The 18,704-nt window shown below is 64.5% G+C and carries 12 protein-coding genes; 6 read left to right on the top strand and 6 right to left on the bottom strand.

Going from position 1 to position 18,704, the window contains the following annotated elements; all coding sequences use genetic code 11:
• Positions 1-367: 367 nt before the first annotated feature.
• Complete coding sequence (locus tag SMA01S_RS07875) at positions 368-1,654, bottom strand: NAD(P)/FAD-dependent oxidoreductase (RefSeq protein WP_066820095.1); 1,287 nt, start codon at positions 1,652-1,654, stop codon at positions 368-370.
• A 301-nt stretch (positions 1,655-1,955) separates the two neighbouring features.
• Here SMA01S_RS07875 and SMA01S_RS07870 point away from each other — a divergent pair, with 301 nt between their 5' ends.
• Positions 1,956-4,319: a TonB-dependent receptor gene (locus SMA01S_RS07870; protein ID WP_066820094.1), complete on the top strand. Its 2,364-nt coding sequence runs from the start codon at positions 1,956-1,958 to the stop codon at positions 4,317-4,319.
• Positions 4,320-4,521: 202 nt separating this feature from the next.
• Here SMA01S_RS07870 and bla read toward each other — a convergent pair whose 3' ends face one another.
• Entirely contained in the window at positions 4,522-5,412 is an 891-nt protein-coding gene (gene bla, locus SMA01S_RS07865) for a class A beta-lactamase (RefSeq protein ID WP_084250174.1), read from the bottom strand.
• 245 nt (positions 5,413-5,657) lie between these two features.
• On the opposite strand from bla, the gene SMA01S_RS07860 reads away from it, so the two are divergent.
• The gene (locus SMA01S_RS07860) at positions 5,658-6,275 is read left to right on the top strand and encodes an SCO family protein (protein ID WP_066820091.1); all 618 of its coding nucleotides are present in this window, start codon (positions 5,658-5,660) and stop codon (positions 6,273-6,275) included.
• Positions 6,276-6,298: 23 nt separating this feature from the next.
• On the opposite strand, the gene SMA01S_RS07855 is transcribed toward SMA01S_RS07860, so the two are convergent.
• Positions 6,299-7,273, bottom strand: a complete 975-nt coding sequence (locus SMA01S_RS07855) for a cytochrome c oxidase assembly protein (RefSeq protein WP_066820088.1) — start codon at positions 7,271-7,273, stop codon at positions 6,299-6,301.
• Between the two features lie 29 nt (positions 7,274-7,302).
• Between SMA01S_RS07855 and SMA01S_RS07850 the strand changes: the two genes are divergently transcribed.
• The gene (locus tag SMA01S_RS07850) at positions 7,303-8,328 is read left to right on the top strand and encodes a cytochrome c oxidase assembly protein (RefSeq protein ID WP_066820077.1); all 1,026 of its coding nucleotides are present in this window, start codon (positions 7,303-7,305) and stop codon (positions 8,326-8,328) included.
• Positions 8,329-8,669: 341 nt separating this feature from the next.
• On the opposite strand, the gene SMA01S_RS07845 is transcribed toward SMA01S_RS07850, so the two are convergent.
• A complete protein-coding gene (locus SMA01S_RS07845) occupies positions 8,670-11,525 on the bottom strand; it encodes a TonB-dependent receptor domain-containing protein (protein ID WP_066820075.1) in 2,856 nt (951 codons plus the stop codon).
• Positions 11,526-11,829: 304 nt separating this feature from the next.
• Between SMA01S_RS07845 and SMA01S_RS07840 the strand changes: the two genes are divergently transcribed.
• Positions 11,830-12,804 (top strand): DUF2268 domain-containing putative Zn-dependent protease, encoded by a 975-nt coding sequence (locus SMA01S_RS07840; RefSeq protein WP_066820073.1) that lies wholly within the window; start codon positions 11,830-11,832, stop codon positions 12,802-12,804.
• 28 nt (positions 12,805-12,832) lie between these two features.
• Here the strand turns inward: SMA01S_RS07840 and SMA01S_RS07835 are convergent, their stop codons facing one another.
• Entirely contained in the window at positions 12,833-15,430 is a 2,598-nt protein-coding gene (locus tag SMA01S_RS07835; protein ID WP_084250173.1) for a TonB-dependent receptor, read from the bottom strand.
• Between the two features lie 293 nt (positions 15,431-15,723).
• Between SMA01S_RS07835 and SMA01S_RS07830 the strand changes: the two genes are divergently transcribed.
• Together SMA01S_RS07830 and SMA01S_RS07825 are read left to right on the top strand one after the other, a co-directional pair.
• Positions 15,724-16,350, top strand: a complete 627-nt coding sequence (locus SMA01S_RS07830; RefSeq protein ID WP_066820070.1) for an OB-fold-containig protein — start codon at positions 15,724-15,726, stop codon at positions 16,348-16,350.
• A 33-nt stretch (positions 16,351-16,383) separates the two neighbouring features.
• Entirely contained in the window at positions 16,384-18,081 is a 1,698-nt protein-coding gene (locus SMA01S_RS07825; RefSeq protein ID WP_066820068.1) for a flotillin family protein, read from the top strand.
• Between the two features lie 196 nt (positions 18,082-18,277).
• On the opposite strand, the gene arr is transcribed toward SMA01S_RS07825, so the two are convergent.
• Positions 18,278-18,694 carry an NAD(+)--rifampin ADP-ribosyltransferase gene (arr, locus tag SMA01S_RS07820; protein ID WP_066820066.1) on the bottom strand — a complete coding sequence of 139 codons (417 nt, stop codon included), beginning with the start codon at positions 18,692-18,694 and terminating at the stop codon, positions 18,278-18,280.
• Positions 18,695-18,704 lie beyond the last annotated feature (10 nt).

Here is an 18,704-nt window from a genome sequence, read left to right as displayed (position 1 = left end):
CGAGTCGAGCAGCCTGACGGTCGTGCGCCTAAGCTCGGGCGGCCGACGGGGCTACGGACAGCACCCCAAAACGGACATCTTCAAGCTCAAGGCGAGTGGCGGCTAGACCGGGTCGCCCGGCATGATGATGAGCATTTCGGTGACAGTTTACTAGACACACCGAATCTGACTTGGCCGAGCGTTTATGGCAGCGCGCCATCGTGAAGTTTCGGTCATTTAGTAAACTAGCACTGTAATCCCGGTGAAAGCGCCAGCGCCAGAACCGCGAAACGGGCCGCGAGCTTCATACATCCCCCTACTATCGTTGCTTTTTGCGAGCGGGAGGGAAGCTAGCGGAGGTGGGGGGAAGTCTAGTATGAAAGCGGCATCAGTCGAGCGCGGCTTCGCCGTTCGGCCGAGTGATCAGCCGGGCAGCACGCTGATTCCGGGTGTAAATCCATAGCCAGCTGAGAGCCACGCTCAGCCGCGCGCGCACGCCGACCAGAAAATAGATGTGCGCAATTCCCCAGAGCCACCACGCGACCGCGCCACGCAGCCTGACCCAGCCGAAATCGGCTACTGCCTTGCGCTTGCCGATCTGCGCCAGGCTGCCCTGGTGATGGTAGCGAAACGGCCCGGGCTCAGTCTTGCCGGTAAGCCGGCGCCGGATCGTCTCGCCGACGAATGCGCCTTCCTGCTTGGCGGCCGGCGCGATCCCCGGCACCGGCGAGCCGTCTGGCGCCTTGACCGAGACCGTATCGCCTATTGCGAAAATCTCCGGATGGCCGGGCACGCTGAGGTCGGGCTCCACGATGATCCGGCCGTTGCGGTCGGCCGCCACTCCCAGCCATTCGGCGGCAGGCGAGGCGCGCACGCCGGCAGCCCAGACGATCGTCCGAGCCTCCACACGGCGTTCGCCGAACGTGATCGCGCCCCGCTCGATCTGCGTCACCGGCGCGCCAAGGCAGACCTCGACGCCGAGCTTTTCCAGCGCGTTCTTGGCATAGATCGAAAGACCGTCGGGATAGCCGTTGAGCACCTTGGGCCCGGCTTCCACCAGCAGCACCCTGGTCCGATGCGTATCGACCGCGCGGAAGTCCCGCGGCAGCGTATCATGGGCAAGATCGGCGATCGTACCGGCGAGCTCGACGCCGGTGGGACCGGCACCGACGATCGCGAAGGTCAGCAAGGCCTGCTGCCGAACGGGATCGGTTTCGCGCTCCGCCTCCTCGAACGCCGCGAGAATACAGCCCCGGATGGCGGTGGCGTCCTCGATCGTCTTGAGGCCGGGTGCGAATTCTTCCCACTCGTCATGGCCGAAATAGCCATGCCGCGCGCCGGTCGCGAGGATCAGCGTGTCATAGGCGATCCAGTTACCGTCCGCGAGCTGCACGGCACGACCCGCCACATCCACATCCGTTACGGTAGCGAGGATGGTCGTGACGTCGCGTCGATCATGCAGCATCGATCGTATCGGCCATGCTATTTCGGATGGCGCCAGCGACGCCGTGGCGACCTGGTAGAGCAGTGGCTGGAACAGATGATGGTTGCGCTGATCGACGACAATGATGTCGACCGGTGCGCCTTTCAGGCATTTTACCGCCCATAGCCCGCCAAAGCCCGCCCCGACGATGACAACACGGTGCCGCCCCACCTCATGCGCACGAACAGTCATCGATCGCCTCCGCTTACCTCGATGTCCGATCACGGACCATGTAGCCTCAGCTATATAGGATGGCGGCAACGAGCAGCCCATTACCGGCGGCGTCATCCGGGGTTACGCCTGCCTCATGACCGGTTCGGATTAGATTGATGGCGCGCGCGACTGTTGCTCCGCCGCCGCACTCGCCGGCCGACACGTTCCCGTACCTCGCCGATCTCCCCTTTTGACGCACTGTCGTCACAATTCGCGGCCAGGGCGCAAATCCAAGTGGTGCCCAAACCAATAACCGGCGCCGCACAAAGGGATTATCATCATGAATTATAAGAATTTTGCCGCCATGCTTCTGGTCGGCACCGCCGCCATCGCGACAGCGCCGTTCGCCAGCGCGCAGACCGCCGCCACGCCGGCGGCGGACAGCCAGGCAGACAGCGCGAGCGACAATGGCGACATCATCGTCACCGCGCAGCGCCGCTCGGAAAGCACGATGAACGTGCCGGTGGCCGTGTCGACGATGGCTCCCGAAGCGCTGCATGACTTCCAGGCGGCCGGCGCCGACACGCTGCTGTCGCTGTCGGGCAAGGTGCCGGGGCTTTACGTCGAATCGACCACCGGCCGCATCTTCCCGCGCTTCTACATCCGCGGGCTCGGCAATATCGACTTCTACCTCGGCGCCTCGCAGCCGGTGTCGATCATCCAGGACGACGTGGTCAAGGAGCATGTCGTGCTCAAGTCGAACCCGGCGTTCGACATCGCGCAGGTCGAAGTGCTGAAGGGCCCGCAGGGCTCGCTGTTCGGCCGCAACACGACCGCCGGTATCGTCAAGTTCGACAGCGCGCAGCCGACCGCCACTTGGCAGGGCCAGGGCTCGCTCAGCTACGGCAGCTATAACAGCGTCAACGCCGATGTCGGCATCGGCGGCCCGCTGACCAAGGACGGCACGATCAGCTTCCGCCTGTCGGGCCTGTACCAGCGTCGCGACGACTGGATCAGCAACGTCTATACCGGCCCGTCGGACGACGGCACCGTGCCCGGCCACAACGTGATGGGCGGCTATGACGAGCGCGACGTGCGCCTGCAATTGCTGTTCAAGCCGAGCGACGCGCTGAGCGTCCGCCTGTCCGGCCATGTCCGCGATTACACCGGCACCGCCTCGATCTTCTATCGCGGCTCGATCATCCGCGGCACCAATGCCGTCCCGGCGTCGTTCGACCGCTCGGTCGTCTCCTACGACGAAGCGCAGAACAATCCGCAGGCGTACAAGAACCAGGGCGTGTCGCTAAAGGCCGATTACGATTTCGGCGGCGCCACGCTGACCTCGATCACCGCCTGGGAACATGCCTCGGGCTATAGCCGCGGCGACACCGATGGCGGTGCGGCGGCCAATTTCGGCGGCGTCACGCCGAACATCTGCGCTGCCGGGTGCGGCGAGTCGCAGGGCCGGTTGCGCGGTCTCGACCAGTGGACCGAGGAAGTCCGCCTCGCCAGCCCCAACACCGGCCGCTTCAAGTGGCAGGTCGGCGGGATCTATTTCGATGCGCGCGACAATACCGAGTTCGACCAGCGCTCGTTCTTCCTGACCAACAATTCGCTCGGCACGACGCCTAACCCGAAAAATTTCGTGCTGCTGCATAACATCAACACCAGCTGGGCGGCGTTCGGTCAGGCAAGCTACGACATCACCGAACAGCTCACGCTGAGCGGCGGCGTGCGCGTCACCAATGACACCAAGAGCACCAATTTGCTGCTCCACCCCAATTTCGCCAACCTGACCGTGCCGGCCACCGCGCCGACCTCGTCCTATGCGTGCGGGGCGGCGACCTATTGCCGGCTGTCCGACACCCAGCCCAGCTGGGACGTCAGCCTGCTCTGGCGCCCGGACCACGATGTGAGCTTCTATGCCCGCTACGCCCGCGGCTTCCGCGGTCCGACCGTGCAGGGTCGCTCGGCGGTGTTCAACTCGGCCTATTCGACCGCCAATTCGGAAAAGAACACCAGCTACGAGGCGGGCATCAAGACCGTCTTTGCCGACGATCGCGTTCATCTCAACGTCGCCGGCTTCTATTACACTATCGACAACATCCAGCTGAACGGCAACGACAGCAACGGAAACGGCGTGCTGTTCAACGGCAACAAGGGCAAGGGCTATGGCGTCGAGGCCGAGCTCGAGGCGCGGCCGACCAACAACTTCCGCGTCAATCTCGGCCTCAGCCTGCTGCACACCGAGATCAACGCGCCCAACGTCTATGCCCAGGTCGGTGCGGCGGGCGGCGTGATGTCGCAGACGGTGCTCAATCCGACGGTGCGGATCGGCAACAATTATTACGCCAACATCAACGGCAATCCGTTCCCGAACGCGCCGGACTATAACATCAACCTGAGCGCGCGGTACGATTTGCCGCTGGGCGGGGAGAGCAAGCTGTTCGTCGCCGGTGATTTCAACATCCAGGGCAAGACCAACTTCGTGCTCTATCGCTCGGTCGAATATAGCGCGGACGGCAATTACGAGCTGGGCGGCAAGGTCGGCTATGCCTGGGGCAAGTACGAACTGGCGGTATTCGCCCGCAACCTGACCAACACGAAGAACCTGATCGGCGCGATCGACACGTCGAACTATCGCGCGGGCGTCTACAACGATCCGCGCGTCGTCGGCGTGATGATCAGCGGCTCGTTCCGCTGAGGTAGGACCAGGCTCAAACAGGCTGCGGGCGGATAGTCCGCAGCCTGTAGGCTAGAGCGTCGCGCGGAAAAGTGGATACCGGTTTTCCGCAAAAAGCGACGCGACAACAAATACCTGGAGTGGAGTGACTGATTCGGAAATCAGGCACTCCGCTCTAAGGGCCTCGTCCTGGCCGGACACAAACGGTGCTGGTCGATCCGTTTTACGCGGACAAGCTCGCGGCTGCGATGCGGCCGACTTCGGCGAGCGCTGCCGTCGCGACCGGATCCATCGGCTCCACGAGCCGCGCGGGCTCGAAGTAAGCGGTAACGATCAGCGGTGTCCGAGCGGCGGGACCGCCAAATGCCAGATCGACATAAGTGTGCTTGGTGTTTCCAATGCCCGTGCCGGTCTTGTCGCCGGAGTCCCATCCGGTGGGGAAGCCCGATCGAATGCGGTCACGACCGGTTCTCACTTCTCTCATCCACGCCTTGAGCTTGGCGCGGCTGGCGCGGGAAAGCGTTTTGCCGTGTATCAATGCTGCTGTGGTAGCCGCCATCGCCGCGGGCGTCGTCGTATCGAGTTCGGTCCCTGGAGGCGTCTGGTTCAATTCGGGCTCGTAGCGGTCGAGGCGACTGACATCGTCTCCGATCGACCGCCAGAAGCGGGTCAGTTGCACCGGCCCGCCGAACCGGCGCAGGAGGACATTGGCCGCCGTATTATCGCTGGTCACCAGGGTTGCCCGCGCCAGATCCTCGACGGCAAGGCCGGCATCGATCTTGGCTTCGGTGACCGGACTCACGCCCAGCATGTCGGCCTTGGTCCAATGCAACACCTCGGCAGGGTCGATCTCGCGGCGATCAGCCTTGGCGAGGATCATGGCGGCGAGCGACATTTTGAACGAGCTGCAATGGGCGAAGCGCTCGTTTTCCCGCCAGCCGAATCGCACACCGCGGACCGGATCGAGAACATAGGCGCCCAGCCGACCCTTTGCGCGCCGTTCCAACGCCCTGAGATCGGCGACCCTTGCGGCAATATCGGCTGCCGCCGGCCGGGACGCGCCAGTAAGTAAAAGGGCGGTGCCGCCAATCAACGCGGCTCGACGATCAAGCATCCTGCATTCTGTATGTCAGCGACGCGCCCGGCGAAAGCCCGGCCCGACGGGGTCAGCTGACCATGGAGGAGTGGATCGGCGGCTAGCCGCGCTTTCGAGCTGCGTCGAACCGACGCCTCCCCGCAGGCCGTGGACGTCAGCCTTTTTCACGTCTGGCCCCCGGAAACGTCGACCCGGGGAGTTGAGTCACTCGCTTCTCGCGCGCATGGCCCGCGCGTCGCCAGAAGCGGAAGGAAGGTCGAGGCATGAGGATCGGTGCAGGCAGCAGGACCATCGCGCTCGGCATCGCCCTCGCCGTGCTGGCTGGGGTATCGCTCGGCGGCTGCCGGCGAGCGGCGGCTTGGCACGCGACCGACGTATCGGGTGCGGCGCCGGCGCTGCAATTGTCGATGACGCGGACGCGGGACGGTAAGGCGGTGACCGCCGCCGATTACCGCGGCCAGGTGACCTTGCTCTATTTCGGCTACACCTATTGTCCCGATGTCTGTCCGCTGACGCTGAGCAATGTCGCGCGCGTGCTGAAACGATTGGGGCCATCGGCCGACCGCGTGCGAGTGTTGTTCGTCACCGTCGATCCGAACCGCGACAGCCCGGCGGTCCTCAACCAATATGCCGCGGCATTCGGCCGCGATGTCGATGCCTTGCGCGGCGACCCCGACCAGCTGGCGTCGCTCGCCCGGCGCTACCGCGTGGCCTATTCGGTCGATCCGCACGGCGCCGGCGGCGCGTATGAGGTCACACACAGTTCGGGCATCTATGTCTTCGATCGCGACGGCAAGGCGCGGCTGCTGATCAGCTCGCTGTCGACCGGCAAACCCGATATCGACGGCACGGCGAGCGATCTTCGCGCTCTACTAAGCTAAACGTCGCCGGATCGACCAGGACCTCAGCGACCGGTCCAGGGCGCCGCCATGACCTCCTGCCCCTCGGACTGGCGCTCCTCGTTCAAACGCAGCGCGTTGAGCACCAGGATCAACGCGACGACGCTCATCATCGCCGGCGGAATCCACACGATCAGCCCGCCGTAATTCTGGTCGTCGAGTGGACCGATCGACGGATAGAGCCGCCCGCACCATGTATAAAAGGCGTAGAGATCGCGCGTCGACAGCGCGATCACGGCGCCGATCGCGATCTGCGGGAACATGATCGCGACCGCGAGCAGCGCGCGAACCCCGAACGAGGTTCCCGCCTCGCTGCGGTCGCGGGGATCGAGGACCAGGCTCCAGAACAGCACGCCGTCGCCGACCATGGTCCAGTTCATCACCAGATAGAGATCGGGATCGATCATCGCGCGAAAATGCACGTCCGGGATGAGCCACAATGCGATCAGGCCGACGAACAGAAAGGCCGCGACGACCGGCTGGCGCGAGGCGGCCAGCAGCCGGCGAACCGGCTTCGTCTCGACCAGGCGGCTGACCGCGGGCGGCGCACCGGCAAGGATCGTCGCCCAAGGCCAGGCCAGCGCGATCAGGAACGGGCCGAGGTGATGCATGACGACATGCTGCAGCCGGTTGAGGAAGAACATGTGCTGGGCGAGATATTCGAGCCGCGTCTGCAGCACGGCATAGATGAGCGCCATGCCGAGCAGGAAGAGCGCGACTCGCCACCAGCCCGGCCGCCGCTCGGCCGGCGTCCTGCGCCAACCGCGGACATACCAGAGCAAGGGGAACGCGGTCGCGTAGAACCAGGAAAAGGAGAAGTCCCACGGCGCCCAGGAGGGCATGGCGGCGGCGTGGAAGGTGCTGAGCCACCACAGGATCGCGCTCGTCGCGACGATGATCGTCGCCGCAAGGCTCGGGCGGCCGCCGGACAGGACCGAACTCACGCGCGCCGAGGTCCAGGGCGATGTGAAGACTGGCATAACATCGGGGCGCGCGTTAACGCATCGCGATGAGCGATCCTAGTGCGGCGTTTTTCGTGGCGGGTGCGATCCCGCTGATCTTGATCGGCTTGACCTACGAAATGGGCGCCCGACGACGGGCGACGGTCGAACGACCGGTATCGACCTTGCGCCGCGCGATGTTCGTCACCGGCGTCGTCGCTTTCCTGCTGTCGATCGAATGGCCGTTCGCCGACTGGGCGCACGAACTGTTCTCGGTCCATCAGATCGGCATCCTGATCGCGCGCATCGTCTCGCCGATCCTGATCGTCGCGTCGCGGCCGGCGGGGTTGCTGATCGCCGGCTTGCCGCGGCCAGTCCGACGGCGCGTTCTCAAGCCGGGGCTGTCGCATCCGGTCGTGCGGCGAACCTGGTCGATCATCGCGATCCCGGCGGTTGCGCTGTCGCTCTATGTCGCGACGCTGTATTTCTGGGAAATCCCCGCGTTGCAGGCCGATGCCATCAGCGAGCCCGCCGCCGGGCTGGCGATGCATTTCAGCCTGCTGTTGATCGGATTACTGTTCTGGAGCCGCGTGTTCGAGCGGCGCCCCGCGCCGCATGCGCCAGCGCATGGCTGGCGGCTGATGATGATCCTGATCGCGGTGCTCAGCCAGGTCCTGCTCGGCGCCTATCTCACGGTGAAGAGCGAGATATTCTATCCCGCTTATGCGCCCGGTCAGCACCTCGCCGCGGTCCGCGCGATCATCGACGAACAGACCGGCGGGTTCCTGATCTGGGTGCCCAGCAGTTTCCTGTCGCTGGTGGCGCTGATCGTCGCGATCGACCGCTGGGGGCGCCACGAAACGAAGATGGACATAAAGCGCCGGCGATGGTCGCCGTCCAACTCGGCGATCCTGCTCTATCCGGAAACGGCCGCGGCGCTGCGCGCGATGGTCAAGACGAAGAATCGGCGCCTCGCGATCGGCATGATCGCATTCGTCGCCTTGGTCTTCTGCGCCGCTTTCGGCAGCGCGGTGACCAGCCACGACGTCAGCCGCGCCGAAAATTTGCGCGAATACCAACTGTCGAAGGGCTGAGCCCCTCAATAGAGCGGAGTGCCTGATTTCTGAATCAGGTACTCCGCTCTAGGTATTTGTTGTCGAGTCGCTTTTTGCGGAAAACCGGTACCCACTTTTCCGCGCGACGCTCTAGTCGGTCGACAGCGCCAGGAACCGTCGACGCGGCGCGGTCGAATAGGCCGGAAGCGTAGACCACCGTTCCGGTCGAGGGGCCTAACGCGTCCCTCCTGCCGATCCGTTCGTTTCCTGTTTCACCAGCGCAAGCTGTCGACCCTTGTCCGCGGCGCTAGAGCCGGTGGAGGTCGGTGATCGGGAGTCGGTGGCGAGCGCACGCGCCCGCCACCGTCGTCGACTTGCGATCAGAACCCGTAGGACAACCGCGCATAACCGAATTGACCCGGGATATCGTAGGTCGTCGGATCGAAGTTCGCGCTGTCGCACGTGGCGCAGACCGGCGGGTTCTTGTTAAACACGTTGTTCACGCCGATCGTCAGGCGCATGTCATGGTTCATCCAGGGCGGCGAATAGTAGAGTTGCACGTCTCCGTAGAAGGTCGCCGACATGACATGGCCGTTCCCTTCGGTCACCGCGCTGATGTAGCGCGCGGTGAACGATGCGCCGAAGGCGGGCGACGACCAGTCGATCGTGCTGTTCAGCTTGAAGCGTGGGAATGCCTGGTCCGTCGCCAGGCAGCGTTCGGTCCCGGCGCAGACCTGGACCGGTGCGGATGGCGGCGCGACATTGTACTTCAGCAGATAGGCGGCATTGGCCGACAACCCGATCGTCCCGCCGCGGACCTTGGGCGAGCGATAGATGAAGGTGGCGTCGAGCCCGTCGGTCTTGATCGCGTTGAGGTTGAGCAAGCCGGCGCTGATGCCCGCGATCGTGCCGCTGGGCGTGCGCTTGATCGCGGAACAGCTGACCGGGTCGGCGTTGAACGCGCAGCGCGCCAAGGTGAGCGACGCCGGCACCGAGTCGATCGCGTTCTTCAGGCTGATATTATAGTAATTGACCTCCAGGCTCAGCGCCGACGACCATGGTTTCGCCCAGGACGGGCTGTACACGCCGCCCGCGGTCCAGGTCTTGGCGGTCTCCGGCTTCAACGCCGCATTACCCTTGGAGAACACGCCGAGCTGTCCGCCGGTCGGGTCGGCATAGCTGCCATTGGCCGGCACGCCGTTGGCGATGCAATTCGCCCTGACCGTCGCATTGGTCTGGAACGATCCGCCGGCGCCGCTGGTGCAGGGGTCGTTGATCGTCGCGTCGCTGCGCGACAGGCCGGCATAGAGTTCGCCGATGCTGGGCGCGCGAAGGCTTTCGGCATAGCCGCCGCGGAACAGCAGGTCGGCGACGGGTTTCCACAGGCCCGAAGCGGTGAAGGTCGTGCTGCTGCCGAACGACGAATAGTCCGAATGGCGGACCGCACCGTCGAGTTCGAGCCGATGGAAGAACGGCGTGTTGGCGAGGATCGGCACGCGAAGCTCGCCATAGACTTCGTCGACATTGAAGCCGCCGCGCGCCGGGCTGGTCGGCACGTCGGCGCCGAGCCCCGCCACGATCACCGGATCGGGATCGTAGCTCGCTTTCTGGACGCGATGTTCGTAGCCGATCGCGATTCCGACCGGGCCGGCGGGCAGGTCGAACAGCTCGCCCGACAGATTGGCGGTGTAATCGTACAGCCGTTGCGAACTCTTGTCGCGTTCGTCGAACGTCACGTAGTTCAGCATCGCCGGAGTGATCGACCCCAGGCCGCCGAAGATGTTGAACGGCACGCAGTCCCCGGTGCAATTCGCGACGGGACCCAGTGCCTTGGCGAGCTTGGCGGCGTTGAGGTTGCCGGTGAACAGCTGATGGGCGTCATTCAGGCCGACCACGGCATTGGCGTCCCAATACCATTTCTTGGTGCCGAGGAAGAACGAGCCGTCGAGCGTGACGGTGCCCGAGAAAGTGTTGACGTCCTGGGTGAAGACGCGCTGGCCGCCTTCGACGAAGCGCCGCCGGATGGTCGAATAATTGGCCGGGGTGCCGTCCGCGCCCGAGGACAGGGTCACGCCGAACGGATTGTACGGGTTGGTGGCATCGACCGAGATCGTGTCGAGCAGATTGCCGTTCCCGGCGTCGGGCCCGATGAACAGCGGCAGGAACGCCGCCTCGGTGGTCGAATGGCGATGGTTATAGACCAATTTGACCCGCAGATTGACCGAGCTCGACAATTCCTGCTTGAAGTTGAAGAACCCGCCGATCCGCTCGTTCGGCGTGATCAAATAGTTATACGGCGCGAAATTGAACCGGTCGGCGAGCGTATAGTCCCGGAAATCGGTCGGATAGACCGGCTTGCGCCCGACCACCGGGGCGACCAGGGTCAGGCTCTGGCCAAGCACGTCGAACCGGCCATTGGGGATGGCGCTGCTGCAGCCGCTGGTCGGCACCGCGCACGAGGTGATGCCGGCGGTCGGGAATAGCGAGATGGCGCGGTTGGCGGTGCTCACCGCTTCCTGCTTGGTATAGGTCGCACCGAAGACCAGCGACGTGCCGGTCGATGGCGACTGGATGCCATAGCTCAGCTGGAGGTCGGTGGTATGGCCATCGCCTTCCCGATAGGTGCCGAATTGCGCTGATGCCTTGAGCCCTTTCTGCGCCTGGCGGGTGATGATGTTCACCACCCCGGCGACCGCGTCCGAGCCGTAGAGCGGCGACGCGCCGGACTGGAGCACTTCGACGCGCTCGATCATGTTGGTCGGGATTTCGTTGAGGTCGACCGAGGCCGGAATCCCGCCCGCGGCGGACCCGTTCACGAACCGCAATCCATCGACGAGCACGAGCGTGCGCTTGGCGCCAAGATAGCGCAAATCGATCTCGGCCGAGCCCGAACTGACGCCGGTGCCGTCGGGGGGACCGCCGATATTGCCGGCATTGTTGACCTTGGTGTTCAGCCCGCCGCCCGCGCTGGGCAGGCGCTGAAGCACGTCGGCAACCGAACTGAGTCCGGTCTTGGCCATTGCCGCTTCGTCAACGGTGACGACCGGCTTGTCGCTATCCAGCGGGCTACGGCGAATGCGCGATCCGGTGACGACGATTTCGTCGCCGGTGGCGGATGCTGCTGCTGCGGGGGTGGCGCCGGCGGTGTCCTGGGCGAATGCCGGCATTGCCGACAGACCAGCGATCAGCGCCAAGGTAGCCACCGAGGTGCGTTGTGTGATGCGTACGCGATTCATTGAGCCGTCTCCCTTTACGGCCCTCAAGCATCGCTCCCCTGTGACGGCAAAAGGGACCAAATCGGGACAAGGCGCAAGCACAAAAGCTTCAATCGCCGCCCAACCCACAACTCCTTTCGAAAGTGTGGTGGCAGAACAACGCCATTTTCGGTCGCCGTTGCGACGGTGATCTCCGACGGCGCGGACGAGCGCTGCAGGAACAGCGGCCGATACCGATCGCTTTCGCGGCCATAACGGCCGCTTACATTCGCGCCTGCTTAAGGCTAGATCGCTCGACCACGAACCGAGCGGCGGGCGCCCTTCCATGTCCATGATTTCGCGGAAATTACGTCGCAGTGGAAAGGGGCTGGCGGCGATCTTGTGCCTGCTGGCGCCATGGGCCGCCCAGGCGTCGCCCTGTCGCGTGATCGATGCCTATACGCCCGCCGATACGCTGTCGCATCGCACCACCGGCATGGCGTCGGCCGATCAGCTGGCGGCGTTCCGGCGAGACGTCGTCGCGCGATATCCGGGCCTTTATGCGCCACAGGTGCTCGATCTCTCGCCCGGTCAGGATATGGATACGCTCGTCCTCGCTTCCTTGGCCTCGGCGCGTGAAAGCCGGACGCGCGCCGCATTGATGGCCACGTTGCGCCACTTGGTCGACCGGACGCAGACGTCGTTCCGGAAACTCGACGGCTTTCGCTGCGACTTCCCGATCTATCTCACCGACAGCCTGGGCCAGTTCGATGGCGCCGGCCGTATCGTCGACGGACAGCGATCGCTGGTCCTGGGGGTGGATGCGCTCGACGGCGAGCAACGCCTCATCTCGCTTCCCGTCTTCATCGCTCACGAGATATTCCACCGGTACCATTTCATGGCCGGCGGCTTCAGCGACGACGATGCCGACCGCCAGCCGCTATGGCGCACGCTCTGGGCGGAAGGGCTCGCGACCTATGCCAGCCGCGCGCTGACCCGTGGCGCGACGATCGAGCAGGCGCTGATGCTGCCCGCCGACCTCTCGCAACGGGCCGCGCCCTTGCGGCAGACGATCGCCGCCGACCTGCTGGCGCATCTCGATCGGGCGGACCCGGATATCTACCGGACCTATTTCACCTACGGGAACAAGGCCGTGGCCGCGCGCGGCCTGCCCTGGCGATCGGGTTATTATATCGGCTATCTCATCGCCGCACAGCTCGCCCGGCGCCATACGCTCGGCCAACTCGCGCATATGCCGCCCCGTCAGGTCCACGCACTCATCCGCGACGCACTGCGCGAGATGGCGTCGCCGCGACCCTGACGGCGGCGGCATCACTGCCGCGATTGCGTCAATAGGCTGCCGACAGCGTCAGGAACCATTGCCGCGGCGCGATCGGATAGGCGGAATAGCTGTTGGTCGCCGATCCGATCGACAGGCTCGACACGCCCTTGCGGTCGGTCAGGTTGGTGACGTTGAGCGACACCTCCAATTTGCGCAGCGGCAGGATATTGTCCGGCACCTTGGCCGCGAGGCGCAGCGAGGTCAGGAAATAGGACGGCACGCTGGTGTCGTTGGTGAAGGTGGCGAAGCGACGGCCGACGAAATCGCCGATCACCTGGGCCTCGAACGGCCCGACCGACAAAGTGGCGACGGTCTTGTTCATCCATTTTGGCGTGCCGGGCAGCTGCTTGCCGCAGGTCGGGACGACGCCACCGGTCACCAGATAGCCGCCGATACAGGTCCCGGTGGCGGCGCCGATACCGGTCGCGGTGGACGAATAGTCGCTCTGATATTTCGACAGGTTGTACGACGTCGCATTGTAGAGCGAGAAAGTGCGGCCGACGCGGAAGGTGAAGGCGGCGTCGACGCCGTCGGTATGGACGTCGCCGACATTGACCAGGATCGAGGTGCCGCCGGTGATGCCGCTGCCGGCGATGCCGCCCGGATTGGTCGAGATCGCCAGCAAGCGGTTGTTGAACACCACGTGATAATAATTGACCTGAGCGTCGAAGCCGATGCCGTTGCCCAAGCCGCGGCTGGTGCGCAGGCCGCCTTCATAGGTCCAGCTGCTCTCGGGCTTGCCCTGGTCGGCGAAGGCGTCGAACGCCGCCTGGCTGCCGGTGAACCAGGGACCGCCACCGCCGGCCAGATAGGCCTGATACTGACGCAGATTCTTCTGGACGTTGAAATAGAGCTGCTCGTGGCCGTTGAAATTATAGTTCGCGCCGACCGCGGGCAGGAACCAGTTCTTCGTATCGATCCGGCCCTGAGGCAGACCGCCGGCCAGGCCCGACAGCGACCCCGCCTTGGGCTGGACCGGGAACCAGCCATTGGCCCATTGCGCGCTGGTCTTGAAGCCGGCGTTGACGAGCAGCTTGCTGGTCACTTGCCAGCTGTCCTGCAAATGGAGCTGCAGCTCGTTGATCCGCGCCTCGCCCTGATATTGGGTGAACAAGGGCGATTTGGCGTCGAGCGGGCGGATATAGGGCGTGCTCGCGGCCGGATTGTTGATGTCGACCGCGTACCAGCGGCGATATTGCGTCGTGCTGTTGCGTTCGAACCAGCCGCCGAACTCGATCTTGTGATTGCCCAGATCGAGGTTGAGCGCGGAGATAATGCCGCCGCGGTCGATGCGATATTCGGTGGTGCGGGTGATCAACCCCGAGCCGCCGGTCGCCGCGACCAGGGCGGCGCCGGCCGCCGCCGCCTGGGCGTCGGTCAGTCCGGTGCAGGCAGTTGGGCGCACGCCATTGGCGTTGCCGCCGAACCGGCAATTGGCGGGAAGGCTGGCATAAGCGGGGTCGAGATAGGGCTGCGCGGTGGTGATCGACTGGCCAAGCGGGCCGGCGACCACGCCCACGCCGTCATTATGGTGGAAATAGCCGGTGGTCGACCAGGTCACGCGGTCCGACAGATGCGCGTCGTAGCGCATGTAGAGCAGGTAATCGGTCCGCTGCGCGTCCGAATAATAATTGCGGTAATTGCTGCCTTGCGCCGCGGGCGAATTGCCCAGCGCGTTCAGATAGGACGTCCGGTAGGTGGCCAGGTCGGGATAGAAGAACGGCTTGGTATAGGGGGTATAGAGCTGGACCGGCGTCGCCGTGCCGCCAGCTGACGGCTTGAAGAAGGTGGTCGCGTCCTCGTTCGGCTGGGTCATGTCGTTATAGTCGAAATAGAGCGTCAGCTTGCCGGCCTTGCCGTCATTGACGAACTTGCCGTTCGCCTGCCAGCCGCCCTGGATGCCGTTGAAGTCCCAGGCGCGGGCATGCTGGCGCGCCGCCGAGACGTAAGCGGACGTATTGCCGTCGACGCCGAACGCGCCGGTATCGATCCGGACGAAGGTTCGCGACGTGTCGAAGCTGCCGAATGTCTGGCCGAGCTGGATACCGAATTTGTCGAGCGGCGCCGACGAATAGGTTTCGACCGTGCCGCCGAGATTGCTGTTCGACGCGGTGGCGAGATCGCCGGCGCCGGTCGACACGACGACGCGGCCGACATTCTCCGAGATGATCGCGCGCTGCGGCGCCAGGCCGTTATAATTGCCGTAGCTCTGGTCGCCCAGCGGCACGCCGTCCATCGTGTAGCCGAGCTGGTTGCTAGCAAAGCCGTGGATGAAGATCTGCGCGTTCTGCTCGTTATAGCCCCAGGGATCGGCGGTGATGTAGAGCACGCCGGGCAAGGTCTGGATCGCCTTGAGCGGCGAGACGCCGGGCAGGATCTTCTGCATCTCGGTCCCGGGAAGCTCGGTCGACGAACGCGTCGACCGGCCGGTGATCACGATCGTCGCCGCGGGGTCGAGCTGGGCATCGTCGGGCTGCGCACTGGCCGGATGGGCATCGCCGGGTTGCGTCGTGCCAGCATCCGCCATGGCGGTCTGCGCGGACGCCGCATCGGCGCAGAACAGCGCGCCGGCGAGCGCGAACAAGCTGGTAGTGGAACGGATCACGGCGGCCCCTTTATTGTGGACGTTGCTGCACTGCAGAACGAGGCGCCTGTGCCTCCGCATGATGCCATTTTCGCGTCGTTTCGGTTGCGATCGCATGACAGCGGCGAGGCCGACCGGCCGGCGCGGCGGGCGACGACTGGTCGCCGGTGCTGAGCGGGAGACGATGTTCACCACTATTCGGCCAGGCGCTGTCATCTAATTGGACAGTCGGCACCCGAAAACAAACGTCCGCTCGGCCCTAAGATGCCGTAATTTGCTATATTCTTCCGAATGAATTCCGATATGATCGGCCAGTGTTCAGCCTTCTTTTAACTACGGAATATGCGCCTTTCGCGGTCGCCTTCGTGGTAATGTTGGGCATTGGCATCATCGAAGGCGTGGGGCTGGGTCTGGGGCATCTCGACCTCGGGTCGCATTTGGATGCAGGCGGCGCCGAGGCTGGGCCGGGTCTGCTCGATTGGCTGGGGTTCGGGCGCGACTTGCCGATCCTGATCTGGCTGACCTCGCTGCTATGTTGCTTCAGTGTCGCTGGCGTCGCCATCCAGCAGATCGCCACGGTCGCGATCGGAAGCCCGCTACATTGGGGCATCGCGAGCGCTGCGGCGCTAGTGATCGCGGGCGTCGCAAATGCATTCGTCTCCGCCGGCCTGGCGCGAATCTTTCCGTCCTATGAGTCTTCCGTGATCAACGCCGAGGACCTGCTTCGGCACCGCGGGACGGTGCTGGAAGGCGCCGCCTCGCGCGGACATCCGGCGCGCGCGAAGGTCGTGGATCAGTTCGGCCAGGCGCATTACGTCATGGTCGAGCCGCATGACGACGCCGACGTGATCGCGCAGGGCGAAAGCGCCCTGTTGGTTGGCAAGCGGGGGGCGGTGTTCTTCGCCATTCCCGACGTCAGCACGCCGTTCCAGCCAATCTGAACGATTTGAAATTTGCAATTGGGGGAGGGTCTTTTGTCCGCATCGCTGCTGAACGTCCTGATTTATGCCGGTATCGCGCTCCTGGCGCTGGTCGTGATGGGGATCATCCTCACCCGCCTGTATCGCCGCGCCACGAAGGACATCGCGCTGATCCGCACCGGCTTTGGCGGCGAGAAGGTAGTGCTGAACGGCGGCATCATGGTGATCCCCGTGCTGCACGAATTGATGCAAGTCCGGCTGACCACCGTGAAGCTCGAGGTTTCGCGCCTCAACAAGGACGCGCTGATCACGCTCGACAAATTGCGCGTCGATGTCGTCGGGCTTTTCCACATCAAGGTGAAGCCCGATGCACAGTCGATCGCCGCCGCGGCGCAGACGCTCGGCGAATCGGTCAACAGTCCCGATGCGGTGAAGTCGCTGCTTGACGGCAAGCTGGTCTCGGCGCTGCGCTCGGTCGCGGCGACGATGACGATGGAGCATCTGCACGCCAACCGCGCCGACTTCATCCAGAAGGTCCAGGAAGCGCTGATGACCGATCTGGACATGAATGGCTTTCAGCTGGAATCGGTCAGCATCACCCATTTCGATCAGACCGCGTTCGAGCATTTCAACGAGAACAACGCGTTCGACGCCGAAGGCCTGACCGTGCTCACCCGCACGATCGAGGAGCGCAAGAAGATCCGCAACGATATCGTCGCGACCAACCGCGTCGAGATCGAGCAACGCAATCTCGATGCGAACAACCAATCGCTGGCGATCGCGCAGGAAGCCGAGCAGGCCCGCCTCACGCAGGAACAGACACTGGCCGCCCGCCGGGCAGAGCAAGCGACCGCGATCGCCACTGCCGAAGCCGAACAGACCCGGCTGGCCGAAATCGCCCGGATCAATGCCGAGCAGGCGCAGACGGTCGCGCAGACCGAGGCCGACAAGGTGATCCAGACGGCAACGATCGCCCGCGACGGGGCGGTGCAGACCGCGGCGATCGAGCGCGACCGCACTATCGAGATCGCGCGCATCACCACCGCGGTACAGACCGCGCAGAAGTCCGAGGAGGAATCGACGGCGACCGCCGCGGCCAACGAAGCACGCGCCTTGGCCGTGCGTGCCGAAGAAAGCGTCCAGACCGCAAAGGCGACGGAGATCGCCAATCGCAACAAGAATGTCGCGGTGATCGCGGCCACCCAGCGCGCGCAGGAAGAGGCGGTCCAGATCACCGTCGCCGCGACGGCCGAGAAGGAAGCCGCCGAATCCCGCGCTGCCGCTTTGCGCACCGAGGCCGAGGCCGAGGCCGATGCCGAAAAGGCGCGCGCCGAGGGTCGGGCGGCAGCGTTCGAGGTCGATGCCGCGGGCCAGACCGCGCTCAACGAAGCCACCAACGTGCTCAACGATTCGCAGACGGCCTTGCTGGTGCGCAAGGCGATGCTGGAGGCGCTGCCCGGGATCATCGCGGCGGCGAGCAAGCCGATGGAGCAGATCGACAAGATTTCGATCCTCGACGCACGCGGCCTGCACGGAGATTCGGGCGCCTCGGATGGTGCTGGCGGTCCCGGGAACCTTGCCGATTCCGCGGTTGCTGCGGCCATGCGCTATCGGGTCGGCGGCCCGCTGATCGACGGACTGATGGCGGAATTGGGGATGAGCGGGGGCAGCCTCAACGGCATGCTCTCGGGTGCGGCAGCCGCGCAGGGCGCGGTCGCGACCGACGATGAGGCGGAAGGCAGCAAGGAATAGGGTCGTCCGCCGCTATCCCCGCGGAATCCTCCCGTCACCCCAGCGAAAGAACATCGGGTTGAGCATGCCCCACATACTCAACCCGATGTTGGTCTCTGGCGGTGACGCGATGCCGCTTGAGATCCCGGCTTTCGCTGGGATGACGAGTTTTGGAAATGGATCGCTTTAAGAACAACGACTTATTTTGGTTCTCAACCTAGTCCTCGATGATCGTGTCGCTGCCCTCCTGCTTCATACGGGCGAGATTATCCTTCATCTCCTGGAGTCGCTCGGGGGGATGGCCGACCCAATCCTCGACCTCGCCGGTGATCCGTAGCGGATCGACCGAGCGGTAGGATGCGGTCATATTGCCGGGGAATCTCTGATCGGTCAGATTCGGATCGTCCTCGAACGGGCCGGTCGGCTCCACCACGAAGATGCGGCCCCGGCCTTCGCCCTTGGCGAGTTCCGCGCCCCAGGTGGCCGCTTCAAGCGTCGCGGTGAAATAGACGTGCTTCAGCCCGCGCTCGACGAAATTGCTTCCGAAGCCCGGTCCGATGAGGCTTCCGATGTCGAGTTCGGCCTTGGTGCCATGATAGAAGATGGTCCCGGGGGGAACGTCCTTGGCGTACACTAATGCCTCC

The sequence above is a fragment of the Sphingomonas mali NBRC 15500 genome (assembly GCF_001598415.1).
Classification (GTDB): domain Bacteria; phylum Pseudomonadota; class Alphaproteobacteria; order Sphingomonadales; family Sphingomonadaceae; genus Sphingomonas; species Sphingomonas mali.
This window is presented reverse-complemented; position numbering and strand designations above follow the sequence as displayed.